Annotated in this window: 25 protein-coding genes; 11 read left to right on the forward strand and 14 right to left on the reverse strand. The window is 70.8% G+C overall.

Annotated features, from left to right (window positions below; all coding sequences use genetic code 11):
• Positions 1-22 precede the first annotated feature (22 nt).
• A complete protein-coding gene (locus tag ACLFA2_RS12320) occupies positions 23-940 on the forward strand; it encodes an EamA family transporter (RefSeq protein ID WP_029259985.1) in 918 nt (305 codons plus the stop codon).
• On the opposite strand, the gene ACLFA2_RS12325 is transcribed toward ACLFA2_RS12320, so the two are convergent.
• Both ACLFA2_RS12325 and ACLFA2_RS12330 read right to left on the reverse strand, forming a co-directional pair.
• Entirely contained in the window at positions 912-1,691 is a 780-nt protein-coding gene (locus ACLFA2_RS12325) for a YidC/Oxa1 family membrane protein insertase (protein WP_347123486.1), read from the reverse strand. The two genes, ACLFA2_RS12320 and ACLFA2_RS12325, sit on opposite strands and share 29 nt — an antisense overlap.
• 66 nt (positions 1,692-1,757) lie before the next feature.
• A complete protein-coding gene (locus tag ACLFA2_RS12330) occupies positions 1,758-2,030 on the reverse strand; it encodes a DUF6412 domain-containing protein (protein WP_029259987.1) in 273 nt (90 codons plus the stop codon).
• Between the two features lie 152 nt (positions 2,031-2,182).
• Between ACLFA2_RS12330 and ACLFA2_RS12335 the strand changes: the two genes are divergently transcribed.
• Positions 2,183-3,229, forward strand: coding sequence for an NAD(P)H-dependent flavin oxidoreductase (locus ACLFA2_RS12335; RefSeq protein WP_426621389.1), 1,047 nt, complete (start codon positions 2,183-2,185; stop codon positions 3,227-3,229).
• Between the two features lie 165 nt (positions 3,230-3,394).
• On the opposite strand, the gene purU is transcribed toward ACLFA2_RS12335, so the two are convergent.
• Positions 3,395-4,246: a formyltetrahydrofolate deformylase gene (gene purU, locus ACLFA2_RS12340; RefSeq protein WP_021201197.1), complete on the reverse strand. Its 852-nt coding sequence runs from the start codon at positions 4,244-4,246 to the stop codon at positions 3,395-3,397.
• A 116-nt stretch (positions 4,247-4,362) separates the two neighbouring features.
• On the opposite strand from purU, the gene ACLFA2_RS12345 reads away from it, so the two are divergent.
• Both ACLFA2_RS12345 and ACLFA2_RS12350 read left to right on the forward strand, forming a co-directional pair.
• Entirely contained in the window at positions 4,363-5,577 is a 1,215-nt protein-coding gene (locus ACLFA2_RS12345; protein ID WP_029259989.1) for a cation:proton antiporter, read from the forward strand.
• On the forward strand, positions 5,574-6,044 hold the full coding sequence (locus ACLFA2_RS12350; protein WP_167255539.1) for a glutaminase: 471 nt from the start codon (positions 5,574-5,576) through the stop codon (positions 6,042-6,044). Before ACLFA2_RS12345 ends, ACLFA2_RS12350 begins: the two co-directional genes overlap by 4 nt.
• Before the next feature lie 29 nt (positions 6,045-6,073).
• On the opposite strand, the gene ACLFA2_RS12355 is transcribed toward ACLFA2_RS12350, so the two are convergent.
• The 4 genes from ACLFA2_RS12355 to ACLFA2_RS12370 are packed head-to-tail and all read right to left on the reverse strand — an operon-like array spanning position 6,074 to position 9,470.
• Complete coding sequence (locus ACLFA2_RS12355; protein ID WP_029267484.1) at positions 6,074-6,790, reverse strand: glutamine amidotransferase-related protein; 717 nt, start codon at positions 6,788-6,790, stop codon at positions 6,074-6,076.
• Positions 6,791-6,833: 43 nt separating this feature from the next.
• The gene (locus ACLFA2_RS12360; protein WP_036271716.1) at positions 6,834-7,574 is read right to left on the reverse strand and encodes a LysR family transcriptional regulator substrate-binding protein; all 741 of its coding nucleotides are present in this window, start codon (positions 7,572-7,574) and stop codon (positions 6,834-6,836) included.
• A 10-nt stretch (positions 7,575-7,584) separates the two neighbouring features.
• A complete protein-coding gene (locus ACLFA2_RS12365) occupies positions 7,585-7,896 on the reverse strand; it encodes a hypothetical protein (protein WP_021201192.1) in 312 nt (103 codons plus the stop codon).
• Entirely contained in the window at positions 7,896-9,470 is a 1,575-nt protein-coding gene (locus ACLFA2_RS12370) for a PspC domain-containing protein (protein ID WP_426621390.1), read from the reverse strand. Before ACLFA2_RS12370 ends, ACLFA2_RS12365 begins: the two co-directional genes overlap by 1 nt.
• Positions 9,471-9,584: 114 nt before the next feature.
• Here ACLFA2_RS12370 and ACLFA2_RS12375 point away from each other — a divergent pair, with 114 nt between their 5' ends.
• Both ACLFA2_RS12375 and ACLFA2_RS12380 read left to right on the forward strand, forming a co-directional pair.
• A complete protein-coding gene (locus ACLFA2_RS12375) occupies positions 9,585-10,832 on the forward strand; it encodes a PspC domain-containing protein (protein ID WP_426621391.1) in 1,248 nt (415 codons plus the stop codon).
• The gene (locus ACLFA2_RS12380; RefSeq protein WP_021201190.1) at positions 10,825-11,484 is read left to right on the forward strand and encodes a LuxR C-terminal-related transcriptional regulator; all 660 of its coding nucleotides are present in this window, start codon (positions 10,825-10,827) and stop codon (positions 11,482-11,484) included. Before ACLFA2_RS12375 ends, ACLFA2_RS12380 begins: the two co-directional genes overlap by 8 nt.
• A gap of 21 nt (positions 11,485-11,505) precedes the next feature.
• Here ACLFA2_RS12380 and ACLFA2_RS12385 read toward each other — a convergent pair whose 3' ends face one another.
• The 4 genes from ACLFA2_RS12385 to ACLFA2_RS12400 all read right to left on the reverse strand — a co-directional run bounded on the left by ACLFA2_RS12385 (position 11,506) and on the right by ACLFA2_RS12400 (position 18,162).
• Positions 11,506-11,913 (reverse strand): DapH/DapD/GlmU-related protein, encoded by a 408-nt coding sequence (locus tag ACLFA2_RS12385; protein ID WP_017829277.1) that lies wholly within the window; start codon positions 11,911-11,913, stop codon positions 11,506-11,508.
• Between the two features lie 80 nt (positions 11,914-11,993).
• Entirely contained in the window at positions 11,994-12,767 is a 774-nt protein-coding gene (locus ACLFA2_RS12390) for an Fpg/Nei family DNA glycosylase (RefSeq protein WP_167255543.1), read from the reverse strand.
• Positions 12,767-13,558, reverse strand: a complete 792-nt coding sequence (locus ACLFA2_RS12395; RefSeq protein WP_426621392.1) for an EI24 domain-containing protein — start codon at positions 13,556-13,558, stop codon at positions 12,767-12,769. Before ACLFA2_RS12395 ends, ACLFA2_RS12390 begins: the two co-directional genes overlap by 1 nt.
• A gap of 23 nt (positions 13,559-13,581) precedes the next feature.
• Positions 13,582-18,162, reverse strand: coding sequence for an ATP-dependent helicase (locus tag ACLFA2_RS12400; protein WP_426621393.1), 4,581 nt, complete (start codon positions 18,160-18,162; stop codon positions 13,582-13,584).
• 229 nt (positions 18,163-18,391) lie between these two features.
• Here ACLFA2_RS12400 and ACLFA2_RS12405 point away from each other — a divergent pair, with 229 nt between their 5' ends.
• Genes ACLFA2_RS12405 through ACLFA2_RS12415 form a run of 3 tightly spaced genes read left to right on the forward strand, consistent with a single transcriptional unit; the run spans position 18,392 to position 21,113 of the window.
• Positions 18,392-19,153: a DUF998 domain-containing protein gene (locus ACLFA2_RS12405; protein ID WP_426621394.1), complete on the forward strand. Its 762-nt coding sequence runs from the start codon at positions 18,392-18,394 to the stop codon at positions 19,151-19,153.
• 32 nt (positions 19,154-19,185) lie between these two features.
• Positions 19,186-20,457 carry a sensor histidine kinase gene (locus ACLFA2_RS12410; RefSeq protein ID WP_297555700.1) on the forward strand — a complete coding sequence of 424 codons (1,272 nt, stop codon included), beginning with the start codon at positions 19,186-19,188 and terminating at the stop codon, positions 20,455-20,457.
• A complete protein-coding gene (locus ACLFA2_RS12415) occupies positions 20,454-21,113 on the forward strand; it encodes a response regulator (RefSeq protein ID WP_029260003.1) in 660 nt (219 codons plus the stop codon). The genes ACLFA2_RS12410 and ACLFA2_RS12415 overlap by 4 nt, the downstream gene beginning before the upstream one ends.
• Positions 21,114-21,200: 87 nt before the next feature.
• Here the strand turns inward: ACLFA2_RS12415 and ACLFA2_RS12420 are convergent, their stop codons facing one another.
• A complete protein-coding gene (locus ACLFA2_RS12420) occupies positions 21,201-22,892 on the reverse strand; it encodes an ABC-F family ATP-binding cassette domain-containing protein (RefSeq protein WP_426621395.1) in 1,692 nt (563 codons plus the stop codon).
• Between the two features lie 289 nt (positions 22,893-23,181).
• On the opposite strand from ACLFA2_RS12420, the gene ACLFA2_RS12425 reads away from it, so the two are divergent.
• Entirely contained in the window at positions 23,182-23,505 is a 324-nt protein-coding gene (locus ACLFA2_RS12425) for a hypothetical protein (RefSeq protein ID WP_426621396.1), read from the forward strand.
• Here ACLFA2_RS12425 and ACLFA2_RS12430 read toward each other — a convergent pair whose 3' ends face one another.
• A complete protein-coding gene (locus ACLFA2_RS12430; protein ID WP_426621397.1) occupies positions 23,506-24,162 on the reverse strand; it encodes an alpha/beta hydrolase in 657 nt (218 codons plus the stop codon). It abuts the gene before it with no gap.
• Positions 24,163-24,234: 72 nt separating this feature from the next.
• Between ACLFA2_RS12430 and ACLFA2_RS12435 the strand changes: the two genes are divergently transcribed.
• Positions 24,235-24,840 (forward strand): NUDIX hydrolase family protein, encoded by a 606-nt coding sequence (locus ACLFA2_RS12435; protein ID WP_021201180.1) that lies wholly within the window; start codon positions 24,235-24,237, stop codon positions 24,838-24,840.
• Between the two features lie 57 nt (positions 24,841-24,897).
• Here ACLFA2_RS12435 and ACLFA2_RS12440 read toward each other — a convergent pair whose 3' ends face one another.
• Positions 24,898-25,965, reverse strand: coding sequence for a threonine aldolase family protein (locus ACLFA2_RS12440; protein WP_167255555.1), 1,068 nt, complete (start codon positions 25,963-25,965; stop codon positions 24,898-24,900).

Genomic DNA, 25,965 nt, shown 5'->3' on the forward strand with positions numbered 1-25,965 from the left:
GGCCGCCGCCTAAGCTTGTCTGGTGCAGAAGCCCGCCGCGTCCAGTCCCCTCGTGGGGGTCGCGCTCGTCATCGGCTCCTGCCTCTCGCTCCCTTTCGGGGCCGCGGTCGCGGCCCAGCTCTTCCCCGTGCTCGGGCCGTGGGGCGTGACCTCGCTGCGCGTCGCGATCGCCGCGATCCTGCTCGTCGTCATCGTGCGCCCGCGACCGCGGAAGTGGACCCGCCCGCAGTGGCTCGCCGCGGTGCTCTTCGGTGTCTCGCTCGCCGCGATGAACGGCTTCTTCTACGCCGCGATCGATCGCATCCCGCTGGGCCCCGCCGTCGCGATCGAGTTCCTCGGTCCGCTCGTGCTCGCCGCCGTGCTCACCCGCAAGCTCGCGGACTTCGCCTGGGTCGGGGTCGCCCTGCTCGGCATGGTCGTCCTGGGCATCGACGGCATGATCGGCGCCGAGCCGCTCGATCCGCTCGGGGTCGTGTTCATCCTCATCGCCGCCGGCTTCTGGGTGATGTACATCCGGATGAGCGCCCGTGTCGGCGCGCTGATCCCCGGGAGCAGCGGACTGGCGATGGGCCTCGTGGTCGCGGCCGTGCTCCTCATCCCGGTCGGTATCCCCGCCGCATCGACGGTCGCGATGGACCCGCAGCTCCTGCTGCTCGCGGCGATCACCGCGGTGCTGTCGTCGGTGATCCCCTACAGCTTCGAACTCGCGGCGTTGCGCCGTCTGCCGCAGCGGGTGTTCGGGGTGCTGCTGAGCCTCGAACCCGCGTTCGCGACCCTCGCCGGGTGGCTCATCCTCGGGCAGGACGCGACACCGCTGCGGATGCTCGCCGTCGGGCTCGTGATCGCCGCGAGCGTCGGCACCACGCTCGGCGTACGGAGGGACCGTCGCGACGGCGGCCCCTCCGGCCCCTTCACCGCGCCGATACCGCTGCCCGACTGACCGCGGGCGTCGGCAGCGGGAACCGCCGCCGCAGGATGACACGCTGCACGAGCGTCCACACCACGGTGACCGTGAGATACAGCGCGGCAGCGAGCGGGACGAACGCGGCGAAGACGGCGGTGAGGTAGTGCATCGCCGAGACGACGCGCAGCATGGCGGGGGAGTTCAGCGGAGAATCGTCGCCCTCCACCGGTGCCGGACGGAAGACGCGACGGGTGATCTCGGCGGTGATGATCATCACCGCCAGCAGCGCGCCGAAGACGAGGAACGTGGCAGGGGTCGCGGTGCCGCCGAAGAGCGCCGACACCAGGCTCGTCCCGAGCGGCGCACCGAACAGGTCGTGTGCGAGCAGTTCGTTCGGGTGCCCCGCGATCTCCGGTCGGAGGAACAGCGTGTAGAGGATGCCGACGACCGGGGCCTGTGCCAGCACGGGAAGCATCCCGGCGAACGGCGACGTGTTCTCGGCCTTGTACAGCGCCAGCGTCTCCTTCTGCAGGCGCTCGGGGTTCTTCTTGTGGCGGCGCTGCAGCTCACGCAGCTTCGGGGCGAGGCGCGCCCTGGTCTGCTCGGCCTTGGCCTGGGAGATGCCGACGGGAATGAGGAGCGCCCGCACCAGCAGAGTGACGAGGACCACCGCGAGGGCGGCCGCAGAGGCACCGGCGAGGGGTGTGAGGAGGTCGGAGAGCCCGGTCAGGGCGCCGTAGGCGGCGTCGAGGAGGGCGGCGAGAGGGGGGAAGGCGAAGATGTCCATGCGGGTGTCCGTTCGTGGCGTCGGGAAGGGTCGGCGAAAGCCGCGTGATCCCATCGTGTGAACGGACTACGCGGCGGTCGCGACTCCCGGCGCCCGAGGGCGCGGATGCCCCGCGGCATCGGGATCGCTCTGCGTGAGGAGGGTGCCGACGTCGATCGCGCGCAGCGGATGCGGGGCGTCGGCTGTGGCTCCGGGGCGCACGCTCAGCACGATGGCGAGCGTGAGGGCGGTCACGGCGAGCAGCGCGATCGCGAGGCCGAGAGCCGCCGCGTCGGGCATCGAGACGAGACCGAGCGCGGTCGCGACGAAGCTCAGCATCTGCCCGAACCACTCGCTCATGTGCGCGCTCCTCCCTGCGACGAGGGTATCACCGGGGTCGGCGCTTCGCCCCGGCTTCGAATCGCGCGAAGCGTCGCATCGGCGGCTCGAATGCAACCGTTCGCGCGATCCGAACGGGGACGATACCTGCGCCGCGGGCGTAACGTCGAAGCATGAGTGACCTGCGCGCCCTGCTCGGCATCGATCATCCGATCATCCTCGGCCCCTTCGGCGGGCTCTCCTCGACGGCGCTCACCGCGGCCGTGAGCGATGCGGGCGGACTGGGATCGTTCGGCTTGTACGGCTACGACGGCGATCGCATCCGCGCGACCGGGGCCGAGCTGCGTTCCCTGACCGATCGACCGTTCGCGGTGAACATCTGGCTGCCCAGAGGCGATGAGGTCGAACCGAACCCGCAGCACACGGTGTTCGCGCAGGCACTTGAGCCCTTCTACGAAGCCGTGGGGGTCGAGGTTCCCGGAAGACCCGAGCGCTATACGCCCTCCCTCGATGAGCAGCTCGACGCCATCTGGGAGATCGACCCCGCGGTGCTGAGCGTGGTGTTCGGGGTGCCCTCCGACGCGCTGGTGGAGGGGGCCCGACGTCGCGGCGTCCGGATCGTCGGCACGGCGACAACGGTGGCGGAGGCGGTCGCGCTCGCCGCAGCAGGAGTGGATGCCGTGGTCGCCACCGGCGCGGAGGCCGCCGGTCATCGGGTGTCGTTCCTGCGCCCTGCCGAGGAGTCGCTCGTCGGGACGTTCGCCCTGATCCCGCAGGTCGTCGATGCGGTCGACGTGCCCGTGATCGCCGCGGGAGGCATCGCCGACCGGCGCGGCGCGGCCGCGGCGTTCGCTCTGGGCGCCGCCGGTGTGCAGGTCGGTACGGCCTTCCTCGCGACGGCGGAGTCGGCGGCGAACCAGGCGCACCGTGACGCGATCCGCTCGACCGCCGCCGACGAGACCGTGCTCACGCGCGCGATGAGCGGACGCCTCGCCCGGGGCGCGCGCAACCGCGTGGTGCGGGCGATCGAGGCGAGCGGCACGATCGCGCCGTTCCCGATGCAGAACTGGCTCACCGGACGTTTTCGCACGGCGGCCGGCGAGCAGAACCTGGGCGCGTTGCAGTCGCTGTGGATGGGGCAGGCCGCGCCGCTCGTGCACCACGAAACCGCCGGTGAGGTGTTCGCCGAACTCCTCGCCGGGGTTCCGGCCGCTCCCTGACGCTCGCTGACGCTCGCTGACGCTCGCTGACGCTCGCTCTGCGGCGTTCCGGTCGCAGTTCCTGCCGCGCTGACGGCCTCGGAGCGACAGGAAGTGCGACCGGAACCCTCGCGAGCCAGACGCTGCTCTACGAGCCAGACGCTGCTCTACGAGCCAGACGCTGCTCTAGAGGATGACGGTGGACTTTCCGTGCACGATCACGCGGTCCTCGGCGTGCCACTGCACGGCGCGGGCGAGCACCAGGCGCTCGACATCGGCACCGCGGCTCTGCAGCTCGGCCGCCGACTCGGAGTGGGTCACGCGCGTGACATCCTGCTCGATGATCGGTCCTTCGTCGAGATCGGCGGTCGCGTAGTGCGCGGTCGCGCCGATGAGCTTGACGCCGCGATCCTTGGCGCGCGCATACGGGTTCGCCCCGATGAACGCGGGCAGGAACGAGTGATGGATGTTGATCACCGGGGCTTCGAGACGGGTGATGAAGTCGTCGGTGAGGATCTGCATGTAGCGGGCGAGCACGACCAGGTCGACGTTGCCGCGCAGCAGTTCGAGCTGTCGCTCCTCCATCGCGGACTTGTCGCCGGAGGGGATGTGCACGAACGGCACCCCGAACGAGCGGACGGCCTCCGCCAGGTCGGGGTGGTTGGAGACGACCATCGTGATGTCGATGTCGAGCTGTCCCCGTTGGGTGCGCCAGAGCAGCTCCATCAGGCAGTGATCGTACTTCGAGACGAAGATCGCGACGCGCTTGCGGCGCGCCACGTCATGCAGCGACCACTCCATGCGGAAGCGCTCGGCGACGACCGCGATGTCGGCCTCCAGCGCGGGACGCGCGGCCGCCAGCCCGTCGAGGTGGATGACCGTGCGCTGGAAGAAGCGGCCCCCCTCGGAGTCGGTCGAGTGCTGATCGAGCGAGATGATGTTCGCCCCGTGCTGCGCGAGCACGCCGGCCACGGCGGCGACGATGCCGGGCTGGTCGTCGCAGGCGATGAGCAGGCGGGCGGTATCGGGCTGAGACATGGGGGCTCCTCGAGGGTGTGCATCGATTCTGCCGTGGATGCGCCGAGCGGGCGAATCGCGAAAGATCACCCGCAGCGCGTCACCCGCGAGGCGGCGGGCTCACCTACCCTGAGAGCATGGAAGCGAGCGACCTCGGTCTGGTGCTGATCCCCCTGCTGGCGGTCGCCGCGCCGTTGCTCGCGCGTGGTGTGCGACCCGTGGTGCGGGTGCCCATCGTCGTGTTCGAGCTCGTGCTCGGCATCCTCGTCGGCCCGGCCGTGCTCGGCTGGGTCGAGCCGGGACCGCTGCTCGAGAAGCTCAGCGACTTCGGCCTGGCACTGCTGTTCTTCGTCGCCGGAACCGAGATCGACTTCAAGATGGTCGCGGGCAAGCCGCTGGCGCGCGCATCGCTCGGGTGGCTGCTCAGCGTCCTGCTGGGCATCGGGCTGGGGTTCTTCTTCGCGCCGGGGGAGGGCATGGTGGTGATCGGCATCGCGCTGAGCTCGACCGCGTTGGGCACGCTGATGCCCATCCTGCGCGATGCCCGCGAGCTCGACACCCCCTTCGGCCGTGCGATCAGCGCGATCGGCGCGGTCGGCGAGTTCCTGCCGCTCATCGCGATCTCGATCTTCCTGAGCACGCGGACGACGCCGATCGCCACCGTGATCCTCTTGACCTTCGTCGTGCTCGCCGGTCTCGCCGTGCTTCTCGCCAATCGTGTGCCGCATGGACGGCTGCACCGTATCGTGCGCGCCACGCTGCACACCTCCGACCAGTTCGGCGTACGCTTCGTGATCCTCCTCATCGCCGCGCTCGTCGGCCTCAGCGTCATGCTCGACCTCGACATGCTGCTCGGCGCCTTCGTGGCAGGCGCGATCTGGCGCATCATCATGGCGCGCGCCCCGAAGAAGGACGCGGAAGAGGTCGAGAGCAAGATCGAGGCGATCGCCTTCGGTTTCCTCGTGCCGATCTTCTTCCTCTACACCGGCGTCACCTTCGACCTGCAGGCGCTGCTCACCTCGTCGTCCGCGCTCGCAATGGTGCCGATCTTCCTGGTCGCCCTGCTGGTGATCCGTGGATCGGCGGCGCAGCTCTCTGTTCCGCACGGTGCGAGCGTGCGCGATCGGGCGGCCCTCGGGCTCCTCGCCGCGACTGGCCTGCCGATCATCGTCGCGGTGACGGCCATCGGTGTCGACCAGAAGATGCTCGATACCGGCACGGCCGCGGCGCTGGTCGGGGCCGGCATGCTGTCGGTGCTGCTGTATCCGCTCATCGGCATGACGCTCCGCGGCGATCGCGCCGAGGTCGTCGGGCCGACGCACGCCGCCGAATCCACGCAGGGAGAACTGTGACCACCGCATCCGCCCTCCTGACCCAGGCCGTGATGGACCTGAAGGACGCTCCGAAGGAGGGCCTCGGCGAGCAGCGCGACTCCCGGTGGCGCGGGCGTCGCATCGTGCGGGTCGGCGCGGCCTGGCACCTGGGCGTGCTGCTGCTGACCGATACGCATGCGCTGGCCACGAATGAAGTGTTGCGCGCCGCCGACCCCGGTCGCCGCGGCTACACGGCCGAGTCGGCGAGGGAGCGCGCCGAGCGCCGTGCCGAGGCCCTGCGCGGCGGCTTCGACGAGGGCGACGTGGTGCACGTGGGGTGGAGCGTGATCGACGTCGATGCGGTGGATGCCGGCGGTTCCTCGGGTCCGCTCGCCCTCATCGATGCGGTGCCCTCCGTGCGGTGGAGCACCGCCGGTGGATTCATGCCGCTGGAGGCATACCTGCGCGAGCGCGTGGCGCTGCTGCGCGACTCCGCGTCGAGCTGACGCCGGCGAAGCGACTCCGGCGGACCGACTCAGGCGAAGGTCTCGGCGAAGCGGCGCAGGAGTGCTGCGCCCTCGGTGACGGATGCGGCGAGCACCTGCTGCTGCACCGCGTCGAACTCGTCGGGGTCGAAGTAGCCGGTGGTGCGGTAGAAGGTCATCCGGTCGGCGAAGTCGCGAGGGGTGGGCTCGGGGTGGAACTGCGCCGCATACAGGTGCGTGCCCACGCGGTAGGCCTGCACAGGGCAGACCTCGTTCGTCGCCAGCAGCACCGCACCGGGAGGCACGTTCGCTGCGCTCTCCTTATGCGCGGTGAACACGGTGAGGGCGGAGCCGCTGGGACCGAAAACCGGGTCGAGCGCGCCCTCGGGGGTCGTCTCGATCACGGTGGCGCTCGCGGGCTCGGGGGTGTCGGTCACGACGTCTCCACCGAGCATGCGGGTGACGACTCCGATGCTGAAACAGGTGAAGAACACCGCGATCTCCGCCGCCATCGCCGCATCGGCGAGAGTCCGCAGATCGGCTTCGACGCGCATCTGCTCCGGAGTCTTCACGGCGTCGGAGACGTTGAAGGGCGAGCCGCCGACCACGACGCCGCGGTAGCCGCGCAGGCGCTCGATGTGCAACGGCGTCTGCAGCAGGTCGAGCCGGTCGACCACGTCCACGCCCAGCGCCCGCCGGAACGAAGCGTGCTCGGCATCCGCCGCCCCGATCTCGGGACGCACGCAGATGTAGAGAAGCGAGGCCATCAGGAGATTCTAACGAGCGTGCGGCGGTCGGCCGTCGCGGTCGTCAGCGCGAGGAGTTCGCCGTGCGGCCGCGGACGATGCCCACGAACGTCTCGACATCGGGTGTGGTGCGCTCGCGGGGCCAGGCCAGGGCCACGGTCGAGGTCGGTCCGTCCGTGAGGATGCGGTGGTCGGCGTCCTTGCGGTGGTGCTTGCGGGCGAGCGACATCGGGACGATCACGATGCCGACTCCGGATGCTGCGGTCGCGATCGCGTCATCGGTGGGGAGCGCCGCGAACGTCGCCGGGAGTGCGCCCGGGAGATCGAGGGGACCGAGCACATCGTCGGTCAGCGCGATCACGATCTCGCCCTCCAGGTCTGCCGCCGTGAGGTCATCGGCCGCCATCAGATGCGAGTCCGCCGCGGCGACCACGACGGGGAGCTCGTCGTAGAGCGGGATGATGTGCAACGACTCGTCCAGGAGGGGCAGGCGCACCAGGGCGGCATCGAGATCGTCCAGCGCTGCCCGCGAGGACGCCGCCTCGATCTCCACGAGTTCGAGCGGAACGTGCGGCATCCGCTGCTTCCACGCATCGACCCACTTGCCGGGCGTCGCGCCGGGCACCGCGCCCAGACGGAAGGTGCGCGGTGCCTCGGGTTCGGGCTGCGGAGAGTCGAAGACCACCTTGGTGGTCTTCTTCTTCGGCTTCTGCGGGGGGAAGCGCTCGGCAGGAGCGGCCTTGTTCCGGCGAACCGGTGTGCCGCGGCTTGCGCCCTTCGCGGGCCGTCTTCCCTGATTCGCCATGGGGACCAGGCTACTCGGCGAGCGGCCCCGACACCTCCGGCGACGCAGCGGGGGTCGCGGCCGCGAGCTTGCGCTGCGCCCGGCGGATGAGTCCCGTGGCGCCGCCGACGAGCAGCAGCACACCCGCGGTCAGCAGCAGGATCGTGATGATCGTGGGCGGGGTCAGAGTCAGGAGCGCGTCCGCGACCGCTTCTCGTCGGGCTTCGTCGGCGAGCGCCCAGAGGGCACCTCCCGCGATGGCGGCGAACAGGAGCCCCCAGATGATGGCGGCCCAACGGGTGCGGGGCGGGGTGGTCGTCTCGGTGATCGTCGGCGTGCTCATCACTGGTCTTCCTTCGCGGGCTCGATGACGATGACGGCGATCTCGCCGCTGGTCTGATGGATGGTGACCGGCTGGACCGTGGTCGTCGAGGCGTTCTCCGCGGCGATCTTCACCGACACGGATGAGCGTCCGTCGCGTTCCTCGACGGGCCAGACGCCGCTGTCGACGATCCCGCCTCTCTCCTCGTCCTGCCGCGTCCAGGAGACGGTGGCCGTATCGACGGTGGCGCGCAGATCGAGCTCCACTCCCGGCTGCACATAGATGAAGGTGTTCCCGGAACCCTTGTCCACGACGATCGACCGGGGGCCGTCGTCGTGCGGGTTCAGCGTGACGTACACATCTCCGAAGGGCTGGCGCACATGAGCGGGCGCGTTGTTGCCGATCGAGGCATAGCCGAGCGTGACGCCGGGGAAGGCCGAGAATGCACCGGCCACCAGTCCGCCCACCAGCGTGAGCGCTGTCGCGAAGGCCAGGAAGCCGCTCCGCCGACGGAACGCCCCGGCGACGATCATCCCGAGGGCGAGGATGAGGGCGGCGGCGAGCAGGCCCAGTGCCCCGCCGAGGGCTTCCCCACCGGCGACGAGACCGACGGCGGCGCCCGTGATGATGGCGAGGCCGATCATGGTCGCGGCGAAGGCGAAGCCCGCTCGCGGGTTCGATGCGCGGCGGATGCGGCGGCGCTCGGCCGCCTCCGCGGCGAACACGGCGGCCTCAGCCTGGCGCTCCCGGCGCAGCTGGTCGCGGGCGGCTCGTTCGACATCCTGCTGCTGGCGCCGCCACGCTTGATCCTGTTCCTTCCAGGCGGCATGCTGGGCGCGCCACGCCTCGAGGGCGAGAGGGTCCTGGGATCCGGGCGGCAGCGGGGCCGGCGGCGCCGGCGGGGTCAGCCCGAGCCCGGCATCCGGCGCGGCGGGCTCCGTCACGGTGTCGGCAGCGGGGAGCGCCTGCGTGGAGAGAGTGGCGTCCGCCCCCTCGGCGGTACCCGAACCGTCGAGGGGAGCGGACGCGGCCGGGGCCGTCTGATCTGCGGAAGCCATCGGCAGATCGGACGCGGAAGCTCCCGGCGTGCGGCTGGCCGCGCGCACGATCAGGAAGAGCAGGCCGGCGACGAGCACCAGCCCGAGGATCCAGCTGATGAGGGACAGAGCGGACCAGCCGTCGTATCCGAGCCCGAACAGGCGGCCGGCGAGGGGCGCGGTCGGGAACAGGCCGATGACGCCCATCGCCAGGATGCCCCACTGCACGGGCTGGTAATCGCGGCGCAGGAGGTCGCGCACGTGCACACGTCCGTCGATGTCGGGCAGCAGTGCCCAGGCGGCGGCGTAGAGGAAGATCACCGGCAGTCCGAACAGGGCCGCGACCACGAGCACACCCCGCACGATCAGCGGGTCGATGCGGAGGCGGGCGGCGATGCCGGCGGCGACACCGCCGAGCCAGCCCTCGGAACGGGCGACGCCGAGACCGGCGACCCAGAGCAGGAAGCGATCGGCACCGCGCGGGATGTCGGTGCCCGGAGCGCCGACGGCCGGAGCGGCGGGGTCGGCGGGGGGTGGGGGCGCAGTCGGAATCGTCATGCTTCGATCCTGGCGGCGACAGCGGGATTGCTGCCATGGGGGGAACCCCTGAACGGACCCTGATTCCGGGCAGGGGAGCCCCCGGAGCACACGTGCGGGTGATTGGATTGCCACATGTCCTCTTCGGCGCACGTTCCCGCGCGACCCCCGCGTGCCGCGGCACCGCCGCGCCCGCCGTTGAGCCGCGATCGCGACTGCCTGGTCGCCGGCGTCAGCACCGGGCTCGCGCGTCATCTCGGCGTGCGGGTGTGGACCGTGCGGGCACTGTTCATCGCCCTCACCCTGTGCGGCGGCGCAGGAGTGCTCCTCTACGCCTGGTGCTGGATGTTCACGCCGTGGGAGGAGGGGGAGGGCGCGCCGACGAGGCGGATGCCGGTGGCCTGGCTGCTGCTCGCTCCCGCGGCCGTGGGGATGCTCGTCGTGCTGGTCTGGCGCGGGGGCAGCGACTGGTTGAGCGGATCGATCCCGCCGGACCTCGCCGCGCTGGTCGTGGGCGGTACGGCGGCGTTTGCGACGGGTGCCGGGCTCTGGGCCACGCTGGTCGACCGCACGGACACGGCTCGAGGACCCCGGCACAGCATGAGCATCCGGATCCTCTCGATCCTGCTGCTGGCTCTGCTGTTCATGATCCTGCTGTCCTGGCCCGTCGCCAGATCCGGCGTGGCACTCGTGCTCCTTCCTCTGGGCGGACTCGCGGCCGTGGTGTCGTCGGCGTTGATCCCCCGATGGCGCGAGCTCTCGGGTGAACGCGTGCGCCGCATCCGCGAGGAGCAGCGCAGCCAGATGGCCGCGCACCTGCACGACTCGGTGCTGCAGACGCTGGCGCTGATCCAGAACAGGGCGGGGGCCTCCAGCGAGGCCGCACGCCTCGCCAGGGCGCAGGAGCGCGAGCTGCGTGCGTGGCTCTACGACGGGGACGCCCCGGCCGACAGCGACCTTCCGACAGACCTGCGCGACTATGCGGGAGCGCTCGAGCTCGACTATCCGGTGCGCATCGACGTGGTCTCGGCCGGACTGTCGACCGAACGTGCGAGCGGGGAGCTCGCGGCGGCCGCCAGGGAGGCGATCCTGAACGCAGCCCGTCATGCGGGTGGCGAGATCTCGGTGTACATCGAGGGGAGCGCTTCGGGCGTCGACGTGTTCATCCGTGACCGAGGTGCAGGGTTCCGCCTCGACGACGTGCCCAGCGATCGGCTGGGCGTGCGGGAGTCGATCATCGGGCGCATGCGGCGTGCGGGTGGCAGCGGAGCGGTCCGCAGCGACGAGAACGGCACCGAGGTGCACCTGCGGATCATGACGGGCCCGCTCCAGGATCGCCCGGCCGCGCGGCCGGCACCCGCTCGGGAGGAACAACGTGGCTGACAGCATCCGGGTCGTGATCGTCGACGACCACTCGATCTTCCGCTCCGGCCTGCGTGCCGATCTCGACGCGGGCGTCGACGTGGTCGGCGAAGCGGCCGACGTGCCCTCCGCCATCACCGTGATCGGCGCGACACAGCCGGATGTCGTGCTTCTCGACGTGCATCTCCCGGGCGGAAGCGGCGACGATGCGGCCGGCGGCGAAGCCGTGATCCGCGGTTCGGCACCCACTGGCGCACGGTTCCTCGCGCTGAGCGTCTCGGATGCGGCGGCCGACGTGGTGCGGGTGATCCGTGCGGGGGCCAGGGGCTACATCACCAAGGGCTCGTCCGGCATCGAGGTCAGCAGCGCGGTGCGGGCGGTGGCCGAGGGAGACGCCGTGTTCTCGCCGCGACTCGCCGGCTTCGTGCTGGACGCGTTCGGGGCGGTCTCCGGAGAGACCGCCACCGCGACCGACGAGCTCGACCGGCTCTCGGCGCGCGAGCAGGAGGTCATGCGCCTCATCGCCCGCGGGTACGCCTACAAGGAGGTGGCGTCGGAGCTGTTCATCTCGATCAAGACGGTCGAGACGCACGTGTCATCGGTGCTGCGGAAGCTGCAGCTGTCGTCGCGGCACGAACTCACCGCATGGGCGTCGGAGCGGCGCCTGCTGTGAGCCGGCTCAGGGCTCGGCCGGTCAGGCCGCGAGCCACAGGCCCTTCTGGTCCGTCGCGATGGTGAGTCCCGCGGCGACCGTCTCGTCGTCGCCGATCCTGGCGCCGCGGACGATGCGCGCTCCGGCGCCGATGTCGGTGCGGACACCCACGTAGGCGTGATCGCCGATCGCCGCACCGTGGCCGACGTGCGCGTGCGCGTCGACGAACGCGCCTTCGCCGATCACGGCATCCTCGTCGATCCAGGCGCCGCGGGCGATGGTGGCCCCGGCGCCGACGCGCGCCCCCGGTTCGATATACGCACCGGCCTCGATGTGCGCTTTCGGGTGCACCTTCGCGCCGTGCGCGACGAGACCCCGGCCGTTCGCGTGCTTGCGATACCGCAGCGTCGCGCCCTGGTCGTTCTCGATGTCGACGTAGTTCTTGCCCACGATTCCTCCCGTGCTCCGGAGTTCTCCGGATATATCAACAACCACGGCAGCGGCGGATTCATTCCCGCGGATGGATGTGGTCAGCGCTGGCAGGAGGGGCACCAGAAGGTGACGCGCTCGCGGGTCGGATCGGCGCCCTGCTCGCCGCGTCGGATGAGGGTTCCGCAGCGTCGGCACGGGCGTCCGGCGCGACCGTACACCCAGGTGCCCTGACCCGGGCGATCGATGCCGGTGAAGGTGCGGTGGCGGCGGTCGCGATTGGCGCGGATGGTGCGGACGCCGAGATCGATGAGGGCGGACACATCGACGTCCGGCGTCGGCGTGGTCGGCAGGATTCCACGCAGGAACAGGAGTTCCGCAGCGTACTCATTGCCGAACCCCGCGACGTTGCGCTGATCGAGGAGCGCGACATGGATGCTGCGCGTATCGGCCCCGAGACGCCTGACCGCTTCGGCCGCGTCCCAGCTGTCGGCGAGGGGATCCGGCCCCAGGTACCCCACGAGCTGGTCCTCGTCGCGCGTGGCGACGACCTCGATCTCGGCGATGTCGACGCCCACGGCTTCACTCCGCGGTGTGCCGACGACGGCGCGCACCTTGAACGCCGGGTGCCGCCACTTCTCTCCCGGGCGGTACGTGAACCAGGCGCCGTCCATGCGCAGATGCGAATGCAGTGTGCTGTCGCCGATGCGCATGAGCAGATGCTTGCCGCGGGGAACCACGCCGTGCACGGGCTGCCCGGTCAGATCGAGCGTGGCGAACCGGGGGACGCGGAGGTCGAAGCGGGTGACCTCCGCACCGGCCAGCGCTTCGTCGAGGCGTCGGGCCGTGCGGAAGACCGTGTCGCCCTCGGGCATCAGGAAGCCCCGAGGGGCGCGGGCGGCGTCGGGGTCGTCGTCGTGGGCAGCGCAGCGGTTCCCGTGCGGGTGAGCATGTCCCGCGCGAGCATGGTGCTGCCGGCGACGGCGGCGGGCATGATCGCGACGGCGCCGCCGGGGATGAGGAAGCAGAGCTGGGTCGCGACACCGAAGCCGAGCACCCGTGCGCGGCTGCCGGAGAACAGCACGGCTCGGTCGGCGGGGTTGAGGTCGCGGGCGTCGAAGGCGCGGCCCGTCAGTTCGCGTGCGAGCAGTCGACCGGTGAACACGACACCGGCGATGGGGCCGAGGAATCCACCGACGGCCGGGATGAGGCCGATCAGCAGCACGAGGACCGCGATCAGGATGCCGAGCAGGACCAGTCGGAGCCCTTCGCCGAGGGCGCTCCAGAAGCCGCCGCCGTCGGCAGGGGGAGCGTCACCGAGATCGACCTCGACCGCGTGCCAGATGCGCTGATAGAACGGGTCGCCGATCGTCAGGGTCAGAGCGCTGAACACGACGCTGGCCAGGGCGAGCGCTGCCGCGACGATCACGAAGCTCACCGCGGACCGCAGCAGTCCGCGCCACGGTTCGAGCCACCCCTCGGCGAACGGCGTCAGCCAGGTGGAGACCGACGGCAGCGAGATGATCAGCGGCACGAGTGCGGCGGCGAGCAGGATCAGCGCGATGATCGCAGGGATCAGTCCGAGCACCATGAGGCCGGGCCGCGTGCGCCACAGGCCGAATCCCCGCAGCAGCGTACGGATGCCGGCGGCGAACTCTCGGATCATGGCTTCCAGCGTAGAGGCATCGCTCAGACGACCTTGCGGAGGGTGTATCCGCGCGGCGTCGCCACGAAGCCGGCCTCCTGCAGGGCGAGCGCGAGTGCGGTGCCGTAGACCCCCTCGCCGTTGATCTTCTCGACGGTGAGGGTATCCAGGCGTCGGCTGCGCGCGGTGGCAGCGAGGTCGGCGGTGGCGGCACGCAGCACGTCGACGTCATCGCTGAACGACAGCACCGTGCGGCCACCGCGTTCCAGGGAGAGCACCAGGGTGCCGTCGACCAGGACGACCAGACCTCCCGCCTTGCGCCCGGGGCGGTGCGACACCCCGTCGAGCTTGGGCCAGCCGAGCGCCGCACCGTAGGGGTTCGCGGGGTCGGTCGCGGCGAGGGTGACGGCCGTGCGGGGTGGTGGATCGGCGAGGCCCGCGTAGGTGCGCAGTCGGTCGACGGTGCCTGAGGCGGCGAATTGCGCGGCGCCGAGCTTCTCGATCACGTAGCCGCGGCGACAGTGCCCCGCCTCTTCGAAACCGGCGAGCACTCGATAGGCCTGCGCGAAGCCGCCGGGCACGCCTTCGGCCTGCACGGCGCCGCGGGTCACGACGCCGTAGCGGTCGAGCAGGAGGCCGGCGGTGACGGTCGCCCGACGGGAGGGATCGGTCTCGAGTGCGGGCAGCAGCGACCAGCGTCCGCCGATCGACGCGGGCCGCGGTGCGGCGGATCCGGTGAAGGACACGCCGCGGTAGGTGCGGGCACGGGGGGCGCGGCGCTTCACCTTGTGTGCCTGCGAGCCGCCGGCGAGAAGAGAGCGGATCGGGGCGAAGGTGTCGTTGGTGACGTAGCCCGACCACGTCAGCGACCACAGCGCCTCGAGCACGGACTGCTCGTTCTCGGCCGCGGCCATCTCTTTCAGCTGGCCGGCGAAGTAGGCGCCGCCGACGTCGAGGGCGATGAGGATACGTGATTCCAGGGAGTCGGAGGCGATCTCGGCGTCGCGCTCCGGCAGGGTGAAGGGCGCGATGTCGGCGGGATGCAGCGACACCCAGCCGTCGCGCCCCGGAAGCGTGCCGTGTCCGGACCAGATGACCTCGCCGGATGCCGTCAGCTCATCGAGCATCGCGGGGGAGTAATCGCGCACGCGCGAGGGCAGCACCAACGATTCCCACGCGCTCGCCGGGATCGGCACGCCGGCGAACTGCTCGATCACGCTGAGCACGCCGTCGACGCCGTCGAGGGGGCGACCGATGTGCTGCCAGTCCGGCAGGAATCGGGCGTACGCCTCGGGCGAGACCGGTTCGACCGATCCACGGATCGCGGCGAGCGAGCGCATCCGCAGGCGGCGCAGCACCTCGGTGTCGCACCATTCGATCGCGTCGCCGCTGCCCGCCGCCTCCGGCAGGAAGTAGCCGCTCGTGATCCGCCCCGCGGTCTCGAGACGCTGCAGGGTGTGCCGGGCCACCGCGGCGCCGAGTCCGAACCGGGCGGCGACGGCATCCGTCGTGAACGGGCCGTGCGTGCGGGCATGGCGGGCGATGAGGTCACCGAGCGGGTCGGCGACGGGTTCGAGGAAGGCGACCGGGACACCGGTCGGGAGCGCAGCGCCCAGGGCATCGCGCAGGCGTCCTGCATCTTCGATCGCCGCGACCCGGCTCGTGCCGGCGATGGTCACGGGGATCGCCCGGCGCGCGGAGATCAGGTCGTCGAGCAGGGCGGCTGCCGACGTATCGGCGATCGACTCGGGGTCGAGGCGGGCCGTCGCCTCGTCGGCGTCGAGGGGGCCGAGCATCCGCAGCAGGTCGGCGACGCCCTCGAGTCCGCGCGCTCGGCGATCGGGGTCGAGACGCTGCGCCTCGCGCTCGAACTGGGCGATCACGTCGGGGTCGAGCAGTTCGCGCAGCTCGACCGTGCCCAGCAGCTCGCCGAGCAGTGCGGGGTCGACCGAGAGAGCGGCCGCTCTGCGCTCGGCGAGAGGGGAGTCGCCCTCGTACATGAAGGCGCCCACGTAGCCGAACAGCAGGTCACGGGCATACGGCGAGGGCTGGCCGGGCTCGGTCTCGACGAGGCGGATGCGGCGGTCGGCGATCGACGTCGCGAGGGTGCGCAACGAGGGGAGGTCGTAGACGTCCTGCAGCACTTCGCGCAGGGTCTCGAGGATCACCGGGAAGGTCGGATGGCGCCTGGCCACCTCGAGCAGCTGAGCCGACCGCTGTCGCTGCTGCCACAGCGGGGTGCGCTTGTTGGGATTCATGCGGGGCATGAGCAGTGCCCGCGCCGCGCACTCGCGGAAGCGGGACGCGAACAGGGCGGAGCCGCCCACCTCTTCGGTGACCAGGTGTTCCAGCTCGTCGGGCTCGAACACGAACAGCTCTGCGCCGGGCGGCTCGGCCTCGGCATCGGGGATGCGCACGATGATGCCGTCATCGCTCGCGACCGCCGACCCCTCGACGCCGAGGCGCTCACGCACCCGGGCGTTGATCGCCAGCGCCCAGGGTGCGTGCACCTTCATGCCGTAGGGGGAATGCAGGATGACACGCCAGTCGCCGACCTCGTCGCGACCGCGTTCGACGGTGAGCGTGCGGTCGGTCGGGAGCGTGCCCGTCGCTTCGCGCTGCTCCGTCAGGTGCGCCATGAGGTTCGCGCGCGCCTGCTCGTCGAGTCCGGCGTCGATCAGTCTCTGCGCCGCCTTCTCGGGAGTGGCCGCCGACACCTCACGGGAGAACGCGCCCAGAGCCTCGCCGAGCTCGAACGGGCGGCCGATCCCGTCGCCGTGCCAGAACGGCACCTTGCCCGGCTGCCCGTAGGCCGGGATCACGTTGACGCGGTCGTGGGTGATCTCCGCGATCCGCCAGCTCGTCGTACCGAGCGTGAACACGTCTCCCACCCGCGACTCGTAGACCATCTCCTCGTCGAGCTCGCCGACCCGCGCGCCCGTCGATTCGCCGGCGACGAAGACGCCGAACAGGCCGCGGTCCGGGATCGTGCCGCCACTGGTCACCGCGATGCGCTGCGCTCCCGGTCGCCCGGTCAGCGTGCCGGCATCGCGATCCCACACCAGTCGGGGGCGCAGCTCGGCGAACTCGTCGGACGGGAATCGACCGGCCAGCAGATCGAGCGTCGCCTCGTAGGCCGAACGCGGAAGAGCCTGGAAGGGCGCCGACCGGCGAACAGTCTCGAACCACTCCTCGACCCCGATGGCTCCGAGGGCGCTCGCGGCGACGGTCTGCTGCGCGAGGATGTCGAGCGGGTTGCGCGGCACCTGGATCGCCTCGATCTTGCCCGCGAGCATCCGCTCGGTCACGATCGCGGTGTGCAGCACGTCGCCGCGGTGCTTCGGGAAGAGCGCGGCGCGACTGATCTCGCCCACCTGGTGACCGGCGCGGCCCACCCGCTGCAGACCGGAGGCCGCCGAGGGCGGTGCCTCGACCTGGATCACGAGGTCGACCGCTCCCATGTCGATGCCGAGCTCGAGGCTGCTCGTCGCGACGACGCAGCGCAGCACGCCGGACTTGAGCTCTTCCTCGACCTGCGCGCGCTGCTCCTTCGAGACCGAACCGTGGTGCGCCTTCGCGAGCACGGGATCGGCACCTGCGGTCGCTCCGGCCTGCGCCATCATGGCGGCGGGTACGGTCGCCGCCGGAAGTTCGACGCCGATCCGCTCGGAGTAGATCTCGTTCAGACGCCCGGTGAGGCGCTCGGCGAGGCGACGGGAGTTGGCGAACACGATCGTCGAGTTGTTCTGCAGGATGCGGTCGACGATCGCCTCCTCCACATGGGGCCAGACCGAGCCGGTGACCTCGGAGTACTCGGCATCGGCCGCATCCCCCGGCACGCCGGGAGGGGGCGGCGGGTTGGTCATGTCATCCATCGGCACGACCACGCCGAGCTCGAAGGTCTTGGATGCGGGGGGCGCGACGATCTCGACCGGAGCCGAGCCGCCGAGGAACCGGGCGACCTCGTCGATCGGGCGGACGGTGGCCGAGAGTCCGATGCGCTGCGCGGGAGTCTCGATGCCGTTCGCGCGGCGCAGCGCGTCGAGGCGCTCCAGGCTCACGGCGAGGTGCGCGCCGCGCTTGGTGGCGGCGACCGCGTGCACCTCGTCGATGATCACGGTGTGCACGCCGCGCAGCGTCTCACCTGCGCGGCTCGTCAGCATGAGGTACAGAGACTCGGGGGTCGTGATGAGGATGTCGGGCGGGTCGGACACGAGCTTGCGTCGGTCGCTCGAGGTCGTGTCGCCCGAGCGCACGCCGACCGTCACCGCCGGCGCCGGAACTCCGAGCCGTCTGGCCGACTGTCCGATGCCGATCAGGGGCGAGCGGAGGTTGCGCTCGACGTCGACGCCGAGCGCCTTCAACGGAGAGATGTAGAGGATGCGCGTGCGTGGCTCGCCCTTCGCCGGAGGGGGGGTCTCCGCCATGCGCTCCCGGAACACGCTGTCGATCGCCCACAGGAACGCCGACAGCGTCTTGCCCGACCCGGTCGGTGCCACCACGAGCGCGTGCTTGCCCGCGGAGATCGCATTCCAGGCGCCCGCCTGCGCCGGCGTGGGCGCGGGGAAGGCCCCCCGGAACCAGTCCTGCGTCGCGGAGGTGAAACGGTCGAGCACGTCGCTCATCCCTCCATCTTCGTCGAGGCCGGGGACATCGGGGTCGTGAACGATGTCGGCGGAAGGCGGGAGGTTCGCATGCGCACACCTCCCGCGACCGCGAAGCGACGGCTTTCGGCGGAGGTCGTTCCCCTCACATCGCGACGGCGAAGGGGCGTCGTACCTCGGTACGACGCCCCTCGACAGTGGGCACTCCGGGCCGACGCGACCGGGTTCCCTCCGCTCATACCGTCTCCCTATGCCCACCGAGAACACCACCCCTCCGTCCGCCGGAAACGCTCTCCGCATCGTCGCCTCGATCGTCGGAAGCCTGCTCGTCGCCGTCGCGCTGACCATCATCTGGGTCGCCCGTCTGAGCATCGACCGCGTCCTGTATGTGAGCGGACTCGGAGCCGACGGCGAGCCGACCGCGGGATGGTTCGAGCTCGCACTGCTGCTCCTCGTCACCGGTGGCTTCGCTGTGGCCTGGGCCTCGCGCGGGCTGCGTTCGACGGTGCCGTGGTTGAGCATCTGGTCGCCGTCGTTCTCGGTGGCGGTGGCATCATCGCTGTTCCTGGTGGCCTCGCAGGTCACGTGCACGACCGGGTGCCCGCTGCCGGTGGGGCCCGCGTTCACCTGGCAGGACCTGGTGCACACCACGGTCGCCGTGCTCGCCTTCGCCCTGGCCGCGTTCGCGATGCTGCAGGTCTCCTTCGTCGAAGGTCGGCGCACGCTCCGGGTGCTGTCGCTCGGCGCAGGCATCTCGACGGCCGTGATCGCCGCGGCGGGAGGCATCCTCTCCCTGCTGCAGTTCCGCACGGACATCGGCAGCATCTTCGAGCTCGTCGCGACCACCATCGGCATGGGGTGGCTCGCGATCCTCGGAATGGACACGGCGGTCGCGCAGCGGCGTCGACGGGTACGGCGCGAGACGTGGAAACCGGTGGCGCCGACCCTCGACCCGCATCAGAGCACCGCGCGTCGCACCGCGACGGGTGCGCTCGTCGCCGTCTCCCGCTGAGGAACCCGACGTGCGGTGCGTAGAGTCGTCACATGCGAGAGTCAGCATCCGTCGGCGAGAGCGGGGTCCGGTCGGTGGACCTGCCGCGGCCGCCGGGGGTCGTCCGGCGGTTCTGGGGAAACCACCCCTGGCTCTTCGACGGTCTGCTCACCTTCGCCTACCTCATCGTGAGCGTGTTCTGGGCGGTCGTCGCTCCCCTCTCCTCGGGCGACTGGACTCCGCTCGCTCCGATCGTCGTCCCGATAGTGCTGGGCGTTCTCGCGGCGGGAGGACTCCTCTTCCGCAGGCATCGGCCGTGGCTCACGTTCGCGGTCTTCGCGGTCGTCGCGGTCGTCGCGCTCATCGCCGACACGCCTGCCGAGCCGATCGGCGTCGGCTTCGCCCTCTACGCGCTCTTCGTCTACCGCTCGAACCGCAGCGGATGGGTCGCCTTCGGGGTGACGGTGCTGGCCGGGGTCGTGGTGCTCCCCGCTCTCGACTGGCTGCGCCGCGGTGCCCCCGATGGCGGCTTCACGTATGTGCCGGGCAGCCTGCTGTTCCTCGTCGTGATGCTGATCGCCGCGCTCCTCGGAGTCACCGTGGGTGACCGGCGGCGCTACATCGGGGCGATCCTCGACCGCGCCAACCAGCTCGCACGCGAACGTGACCAGCAGGCGCGGATCGCGACGCTGGCCGAGCGCGCGAGGATCACCCGCGAGATCCACGACGTCGTCGCGCACAGCGTGTCGGTCATGGTGTCGCTCGCCGACGGCGCCGGCGCGCTCGCGGAGAAGGATCCGCAGCGTTCGCGCAGCGCCATCCAGGAGATCGGCGAGGTCGGACGGCAATCGCTCGTCGAGATGCGCCAGCTGCTGGGCGCGCTCGGCGACGACGCGGACGACGGCGAGGAGCAGAGCCCGCTGCGCCCCAACCCCGGACTGGCGGAACTCACGGCCCTGGTCGAGACCTTCCGCTCCGCGGGTCTGCCGGTGACGGTGCATATGCAAGGGGCGGCGCCCGGGTCACCGGCGCTGCAGAACACGATCCACCGCATCGTGCAGGAGGCGCTCACGAACGCGCTGCGCTATGCCAAGGACCCGCGTGAGGTGCTCGTGAGTCTCGATCTCCGTGGCGAGGTCCTCGTGATCGAGGTCACCGATGACGGCCGGCAGGGCCCGCCGGCGGCCTCGGTCGGATCGGGCCGCGGCCTCGTGGGCGTACGGGAACGTGCGCGGCTGGCCGGCGGGACGGTCGACGCCGGTCCGCTCCCCGAGGGCGGATGGCGCGTACGGGTGGAACTTCCCGAACAGGAGGAACAGGGATGACCGAGGAGAAGATCCGGCTGCTCATCGTGGACGACCACGAGTTGATCCGTCGCGGTATGCGGATGGTGCTCGATGCCGAAGATGACATGCAGGTGGTCGGGGAGGCCGTCTCAGGAGCGGAGGCCGTGCACCTCGCGGCCGATCTGCGACCCGACGTGATCCTGATGGACATCCGGATGCCGGAGATGGACGGGATCGAGGCGACCAGGCGCATCGTCCGGAGCACGCCGTCGAGCCGGGTGCTGGTGCTCACGACCTTCGACCTCGACGAGTACGCGTTCGGCAGCCTCCGCGCAGGAGCGAGCGGGTTCCTGTTGAAGAACACCCCGCCCGCGCAGCTGACCGCCGCGATCCGCGCGATCGCCGCCGGTGACGCCCTTGTCTCGCCGCGCGTCACACGGTCGATGCTCGACCTGTTCGCCACCCGTCTTCCCCGACAGGCCGAGGCGGTCGATTCGCGGCTGGACGTGTTGACCGAACGCGAGCGGGATGTCTTCCTCGCGATCGCCAAGGGATACAACAACACCGAGATCGGCGAGAGCCTGTTCGTGTCGGAGTCGACGGTGAAGACCCACGTCGGCCGCATCCTGCTCAAGCTCGATCTGCGCGACCGCGTGCAAGCCGTCATCCTCGCCTACGAGGTCGGCCTCGTCTGACGGTTCCGATGCGACGACGGCGCGCGCCGAGGAAACGGAGTCCCGGCGCGCGTCGTCGTCTTCCGCGCGTTGTCGTCCTCCCGCGCGTCACTGCTCCAGCGAGACCTCCTGGAGCGCGCCGTCGGCGTCGATCTGGAGTGTCAGATCGAGGTCGAGCCGCCGCAGGAACGCATCGTCGTGACTCACGATGAGCACGGCCCCGCGGTAGGCGCGGAGGGCGTCGACGACTTGGTCGACCGTGTCGAGGTCGAGGTTGTTCGTCGGCTCGTCCAGCACCACGAGGTGGGGTGCCGGGTCGGCGAGCAGCAGCTTCGCCAGCGCGACGCGGAAGCGTTCGCCACCGGAGAGGGCGGCGACCGGTCGCTCGGCGGTGGCCCCTCGGATGAGGAACCGCGCGAGGCGGTTGCGCAGCTCCTTCTCCGGGACGTGCGGCGCCGCGGCCGCGATGCTCTCGAACACCGACCGCTCCTCGTCGAGGCCGTCGACCCGCTGCGGCAGGTAGCCGATCAGGTCGGTATGGGCTTCGGCATGCAGGGCTGGCCGTACGGAACTCAGGACCTCCGTCTCGGATCCGCTTCCTTCCCGCCCCTGCGGCCCGACGGGAGTCATTGCTCCTGAGCTGTGAACGCCGGTGGCGACCAACCGCTCCAGCAGCGTGGTCTTCCCCGCGCCGTTGCGTCCGATCAGCGCGACCCGCTCCGGCCCCTGGATCACCCACGCGCGTTCGTGATCGCCGACCGTCGCGATGCGGCGGCTGCGCGACACCTGCGGGTCGGGCAGCTCGATCTTCATCGACGAATCGGAGCGTACCCGTCGCCCGGCCTCGTCGAGCACCGAGCGCGCGGCATCCTCCTTCGCTCCGACCTCGGTGCGGAGCCTGCCGGCCGATACCTCGGCGGCCATCTTCCGGCCGTGCGCGACGATCTTCGGGACCCGCTTCTCGATCTCCGCCTTCTTCGCCGTGCGCGCGCGGTGGGCGAGCTTCACCTCGGCTTCGATCCGCTGCCGTTTCTCCTTGCGGAGCACCTGGGCGGCGGTGACCTCGGCCTGCTTCGCGGCATCCTGCTCGGCGTCCAGCCACGCACGCCATTCCGAATACGGACCGCCGAAAACGCTCAAGGTCTGGGCGTAGAGCTCGGCGGTGTCGTCCATCAGCTCGAGCAGCGACAGGTCGTGGCTGACGACGATGAGCGTGCCTTTCCAGGCGCGCACCATCGCCGCGAGCTTCGCCCTGGCGTCACGGTCGAGGTTGTTGGTCGGCTCGTCGAGGAGCGTGATCGGTGCGCGGCGCAGGCGGATGCCGGCGATCGCCACGAGCACGGCCTCCCCGCCGGAGAGCTCTCCGACCCTGCGGTCGAGGAAGTCCGGCGCGAGACCGGCCTCCGCCAGGGACGCCTCGGCGCGCGCCTCGATGTCCCAGTCGTCGCCGACCGCGTCGAAGTGGGCGGGATCGACGTCGCCGGCGCTGATCGCCCGCACGGCGTCGAGCGCCTCCGACACTCCGAGAAGCTCGGCGACGCGGCGGTCGACGTCGAGAGTCAGCTGCTGCGGAAGGTACGCGACCTCGCCGGATGCCGTGACCATGCCCGAGGTCGGTTCGAGCTCGCCGGCCATCAGCCGCAGCAACGTCGACTTGCCCGCGCCGTTGCGACCGACCAGGCCGGTGCGTCCAGAGCCGAATGCGCCCGAGACGCCGTCGAGCGCGACCGAGCCGTCGGGCCAGGTGAAGGTGAGCCGGTCGAGGATGACCGACGCGTGAAGAGTGGTGGGAGTTGACATGAGTGTCTCCTGTCGAGTGCGAGGGTGCACTGACACCGAGCCTCTGCCGGGCCGTGACACGCGTCACAGGATGCGAGAGGAGAGGGTCTGCCGTGGAGTCGGCGATCGTCGGGTCAGCGCGCGGAAAGAAGAGCGCGGAGGCGACGGATCAGATCAAAGGACTTCCAGACACGGCGGACAGGACTCCCCGACGATACCCGGGGCTGTCAGGATCGCGCAACCCCCGGGCGTGTCGAGCATCCGTCGTGCGGGGGATGCCGTCGAGCCGGCGGATCCGTACCGTGGAGTCATGGCAGATCAGGATCCGAGTCCGCAGGAGTCGCGTTCGCGCATGGGCCTGGGTGTGGGGCTCGCGCTCGGGGTGGCGATCGGAGCGTCGATGGGTGCCGCCCTGCAGAACTGGGCGCTCGGTATCGGGATCGGAGTGGCGATCGGTGTCGCGCTCTCCGTCGCCATCACGTCGGGCGGGGGTTCCCGCCCGGGAAGACAGCCTGAGGGCGACCCTGACGACGCCCCTGACAGCGACGGCCCTGACGGCGACGACACCGACGACGGCCCTGACGGCGATCCCGGCGCTTCCGCGGAGAAGCCAGAGGAGAAGCCCGAGCTCTGATCAGCCGTTGGTGATCCCCTCCAGCCACTTCGTGAGGAACCGGTGCACGTCGGTCAGCTCCTCCTCGGAGATGCTGTGCGTGAGGCCGGTGTACACCCGTCCGGAAAGCTCGGAGTGCGCAGGCAGCCACTGCGCGGTGTGATCGATCAACGCGGGCGGGATGACGTCGTCATGCGTGCCCCGACCCCAGAACACGTGCGGGCGCAGTTCTGCCAGCGACTCGTCGTTCGGCAGCTCGCCCGGTGCCGCGTAGCCGCTCAGGACCGCGACGGCCCCGAAGCGCTCCGGTGCCAGGCGCAGAGCCTGCAGCGACACCGCCGCGCCCTGAGAGAAGCCGAGCAGGGCGACCGAGGGAGCATCGGCCGCCGCGGTGTCGAGCCAGCGCAGGAAGGCCTCCGCCGCGGCGGTCACGGCCTCGGAGCTGCGCCCGTCGAGCCCCTCGATCGGATACCAGGAGCGCCCCGGCATCGGCCACGGGGGTGCGAGGGGCGCAGCGACGGATGCGACGGCGATGCCCTCGGGGAGGGAGGGGACGAGTCCGAACAGGTCGTGCTCGTCGGCACCGTAGCCGTGCAGCAGGACCAGCAGTGGCATCCCCGCGCGGTCGGGGGACGACCATCGGGTCGCGGTGTCGTCGATCGTCAGGTTCTCGCTCACACCGTCATCCTGCCAGGGGCGACCGACGTGCGCGCGGTGTCGGTTCGCAGAAGCGGCTGGTAGAAAGGACACATGGCCGTCCGCACACCTGATCCCGATCCGGAGCCCGATGACGACGGTCTCGGTGACTTCCCGGATTCGAACCGGCCCGCGCCCGACGCGAATCCCGGCTGGCTGAGCGAGTTCGAGCTCGAAGAGGCTCGGCGCCGTCTGCCGATGCTCTACGTCGAGGCGATCCCGGTGCGCACCGACGGCTCCGGCCAGGTGATCGAGATCGGCATCCTGCTGCGCTCCACTCCGATGGGAGAGATGACCCGCACGATCGTGTCCGGTCGCGTCCGCTTCGGTGAGACGATCCGCGACGCCCTCTTCCGCCACGTCGAGAACGACCTGGGCCCGATGGCCTTCCCGCTGCTGCCGCCGCAGCCGCTGCCGTTCACGGTGGCCGAGTACTTCCCGATCCCCGGGGTGAGTGCGTTCCACGACGATCGGCAGCACGCCGTGTCGCTGGCGTTCGTGGTGCCGGTGACGGGAACGTGCGAGCCGCGTCAGGACGCTCTCGAGGTCACCTGGTTCTCGCCGGAGGCCGCCGGTTCCGACGCGGTCGCCGCCGAGATGGAGAACGGCCGGGGCACGCTCATCCGACAGGCTCTCGCGAGCCTCGGTCTGCTGCGCTGACGTCTTCTGCGCTGACGTCTTCTGCGCTGACGTCTGCTCTGCTGGCCTTCGCGGCGCTCAGGCCGTGGTGAGCCGGGCGAGTTCGGCGACGAAGGCGTCGACGTCGGCTTGCTCGGTGTCGAAGCCGCACATCCACCGCACCTCCTTGCGCGCCGCATCCCAGTCGTAGAAGCGGAACGAGTCGCGGAGCTGGTCGGCGACTCCGTCGGGGAGCGTGGCGAACACGCCGTTGGACTGGGTCGGCTGGGTGAATCCGACGCCCCGGATGGAGCCGTCGGCGATGCCGGCCTCGATCTCGGAGCGCAGACGCGCAGCCATGGCGTTGGCGTGCTGGGCGTTGCGCAACCAGAGGTCGCTCTCGAGCAGGGCGATCAGCTGCGCCGACACGAACCGCATCTTCGACGACAGCTGCATGTTGAACTTGCGCGAGTACTTCAGTCCGTGGGAGGCCTCGGGGTTCAGCACGACGATCGCCTCGCCGAGCATGGCACCGTTCTTCGTCCCGCCGAAGGTGAGCACGTCGACACCCGCGTCACGGGTGAACGCGCGCAGCGGCAGGTCGAGGGCGGCAGCGGCGTTCGAGAGGCGTGCGCCGTCGAGGTGCAGCTTCATGCCGCGCTCATGCACGTGGTCGGCGATCGTGCGGATCTCTTCGGCCGTGTACAGCGTGCCGAGCTCGGTGGTCTGGGTGATCGAGACGACCAGCGGCTGCGCGCGGTGCTCGTCGCCCCAGCCCCAGGCCTCGCGGTCGATCAGCTCGGGGGTGAGCTTGCCGTCGTCGGTGGCGACCGTGAGCAGCTTGAAGCCGCCGATCTTCTCGGGCGCCGCAGCCTCGTCGACGTTGATGTGCGCGGTGGAGGCGGCGATCACCGCGCCCCAACGCGGCAGCATCGACTGCAGGCCGGTCACGTTCGCGCCGGTGCCGTTGAACACCGGGAACGCCTCCACGCCCTCGCCGAAGTGCTCCTGGAAGACCTCCTGCAGGCGCGCGGTGTACGCGTCCTCGCCGTAGGCGCTCTGGTGGCCGCCGTTCGCCGCGACGATCGCCGCAAGGATCTCGGGGTGGATACCGGAGTAGTTGTCACTGGCGAAGCCCCGGATCGCGGGGTCATGCTGGATGCTCAC

The sequence above is a fragment of the Microbacterium sp. As-52 genome, from assembly GCF_049949185.1.
Lineage (GTDB): Bacteria > Actinomycetota > Actinomycetes > Actinomycetales > Microbacteriaceae > Microbacterium > Microbacterium maritypicum_A.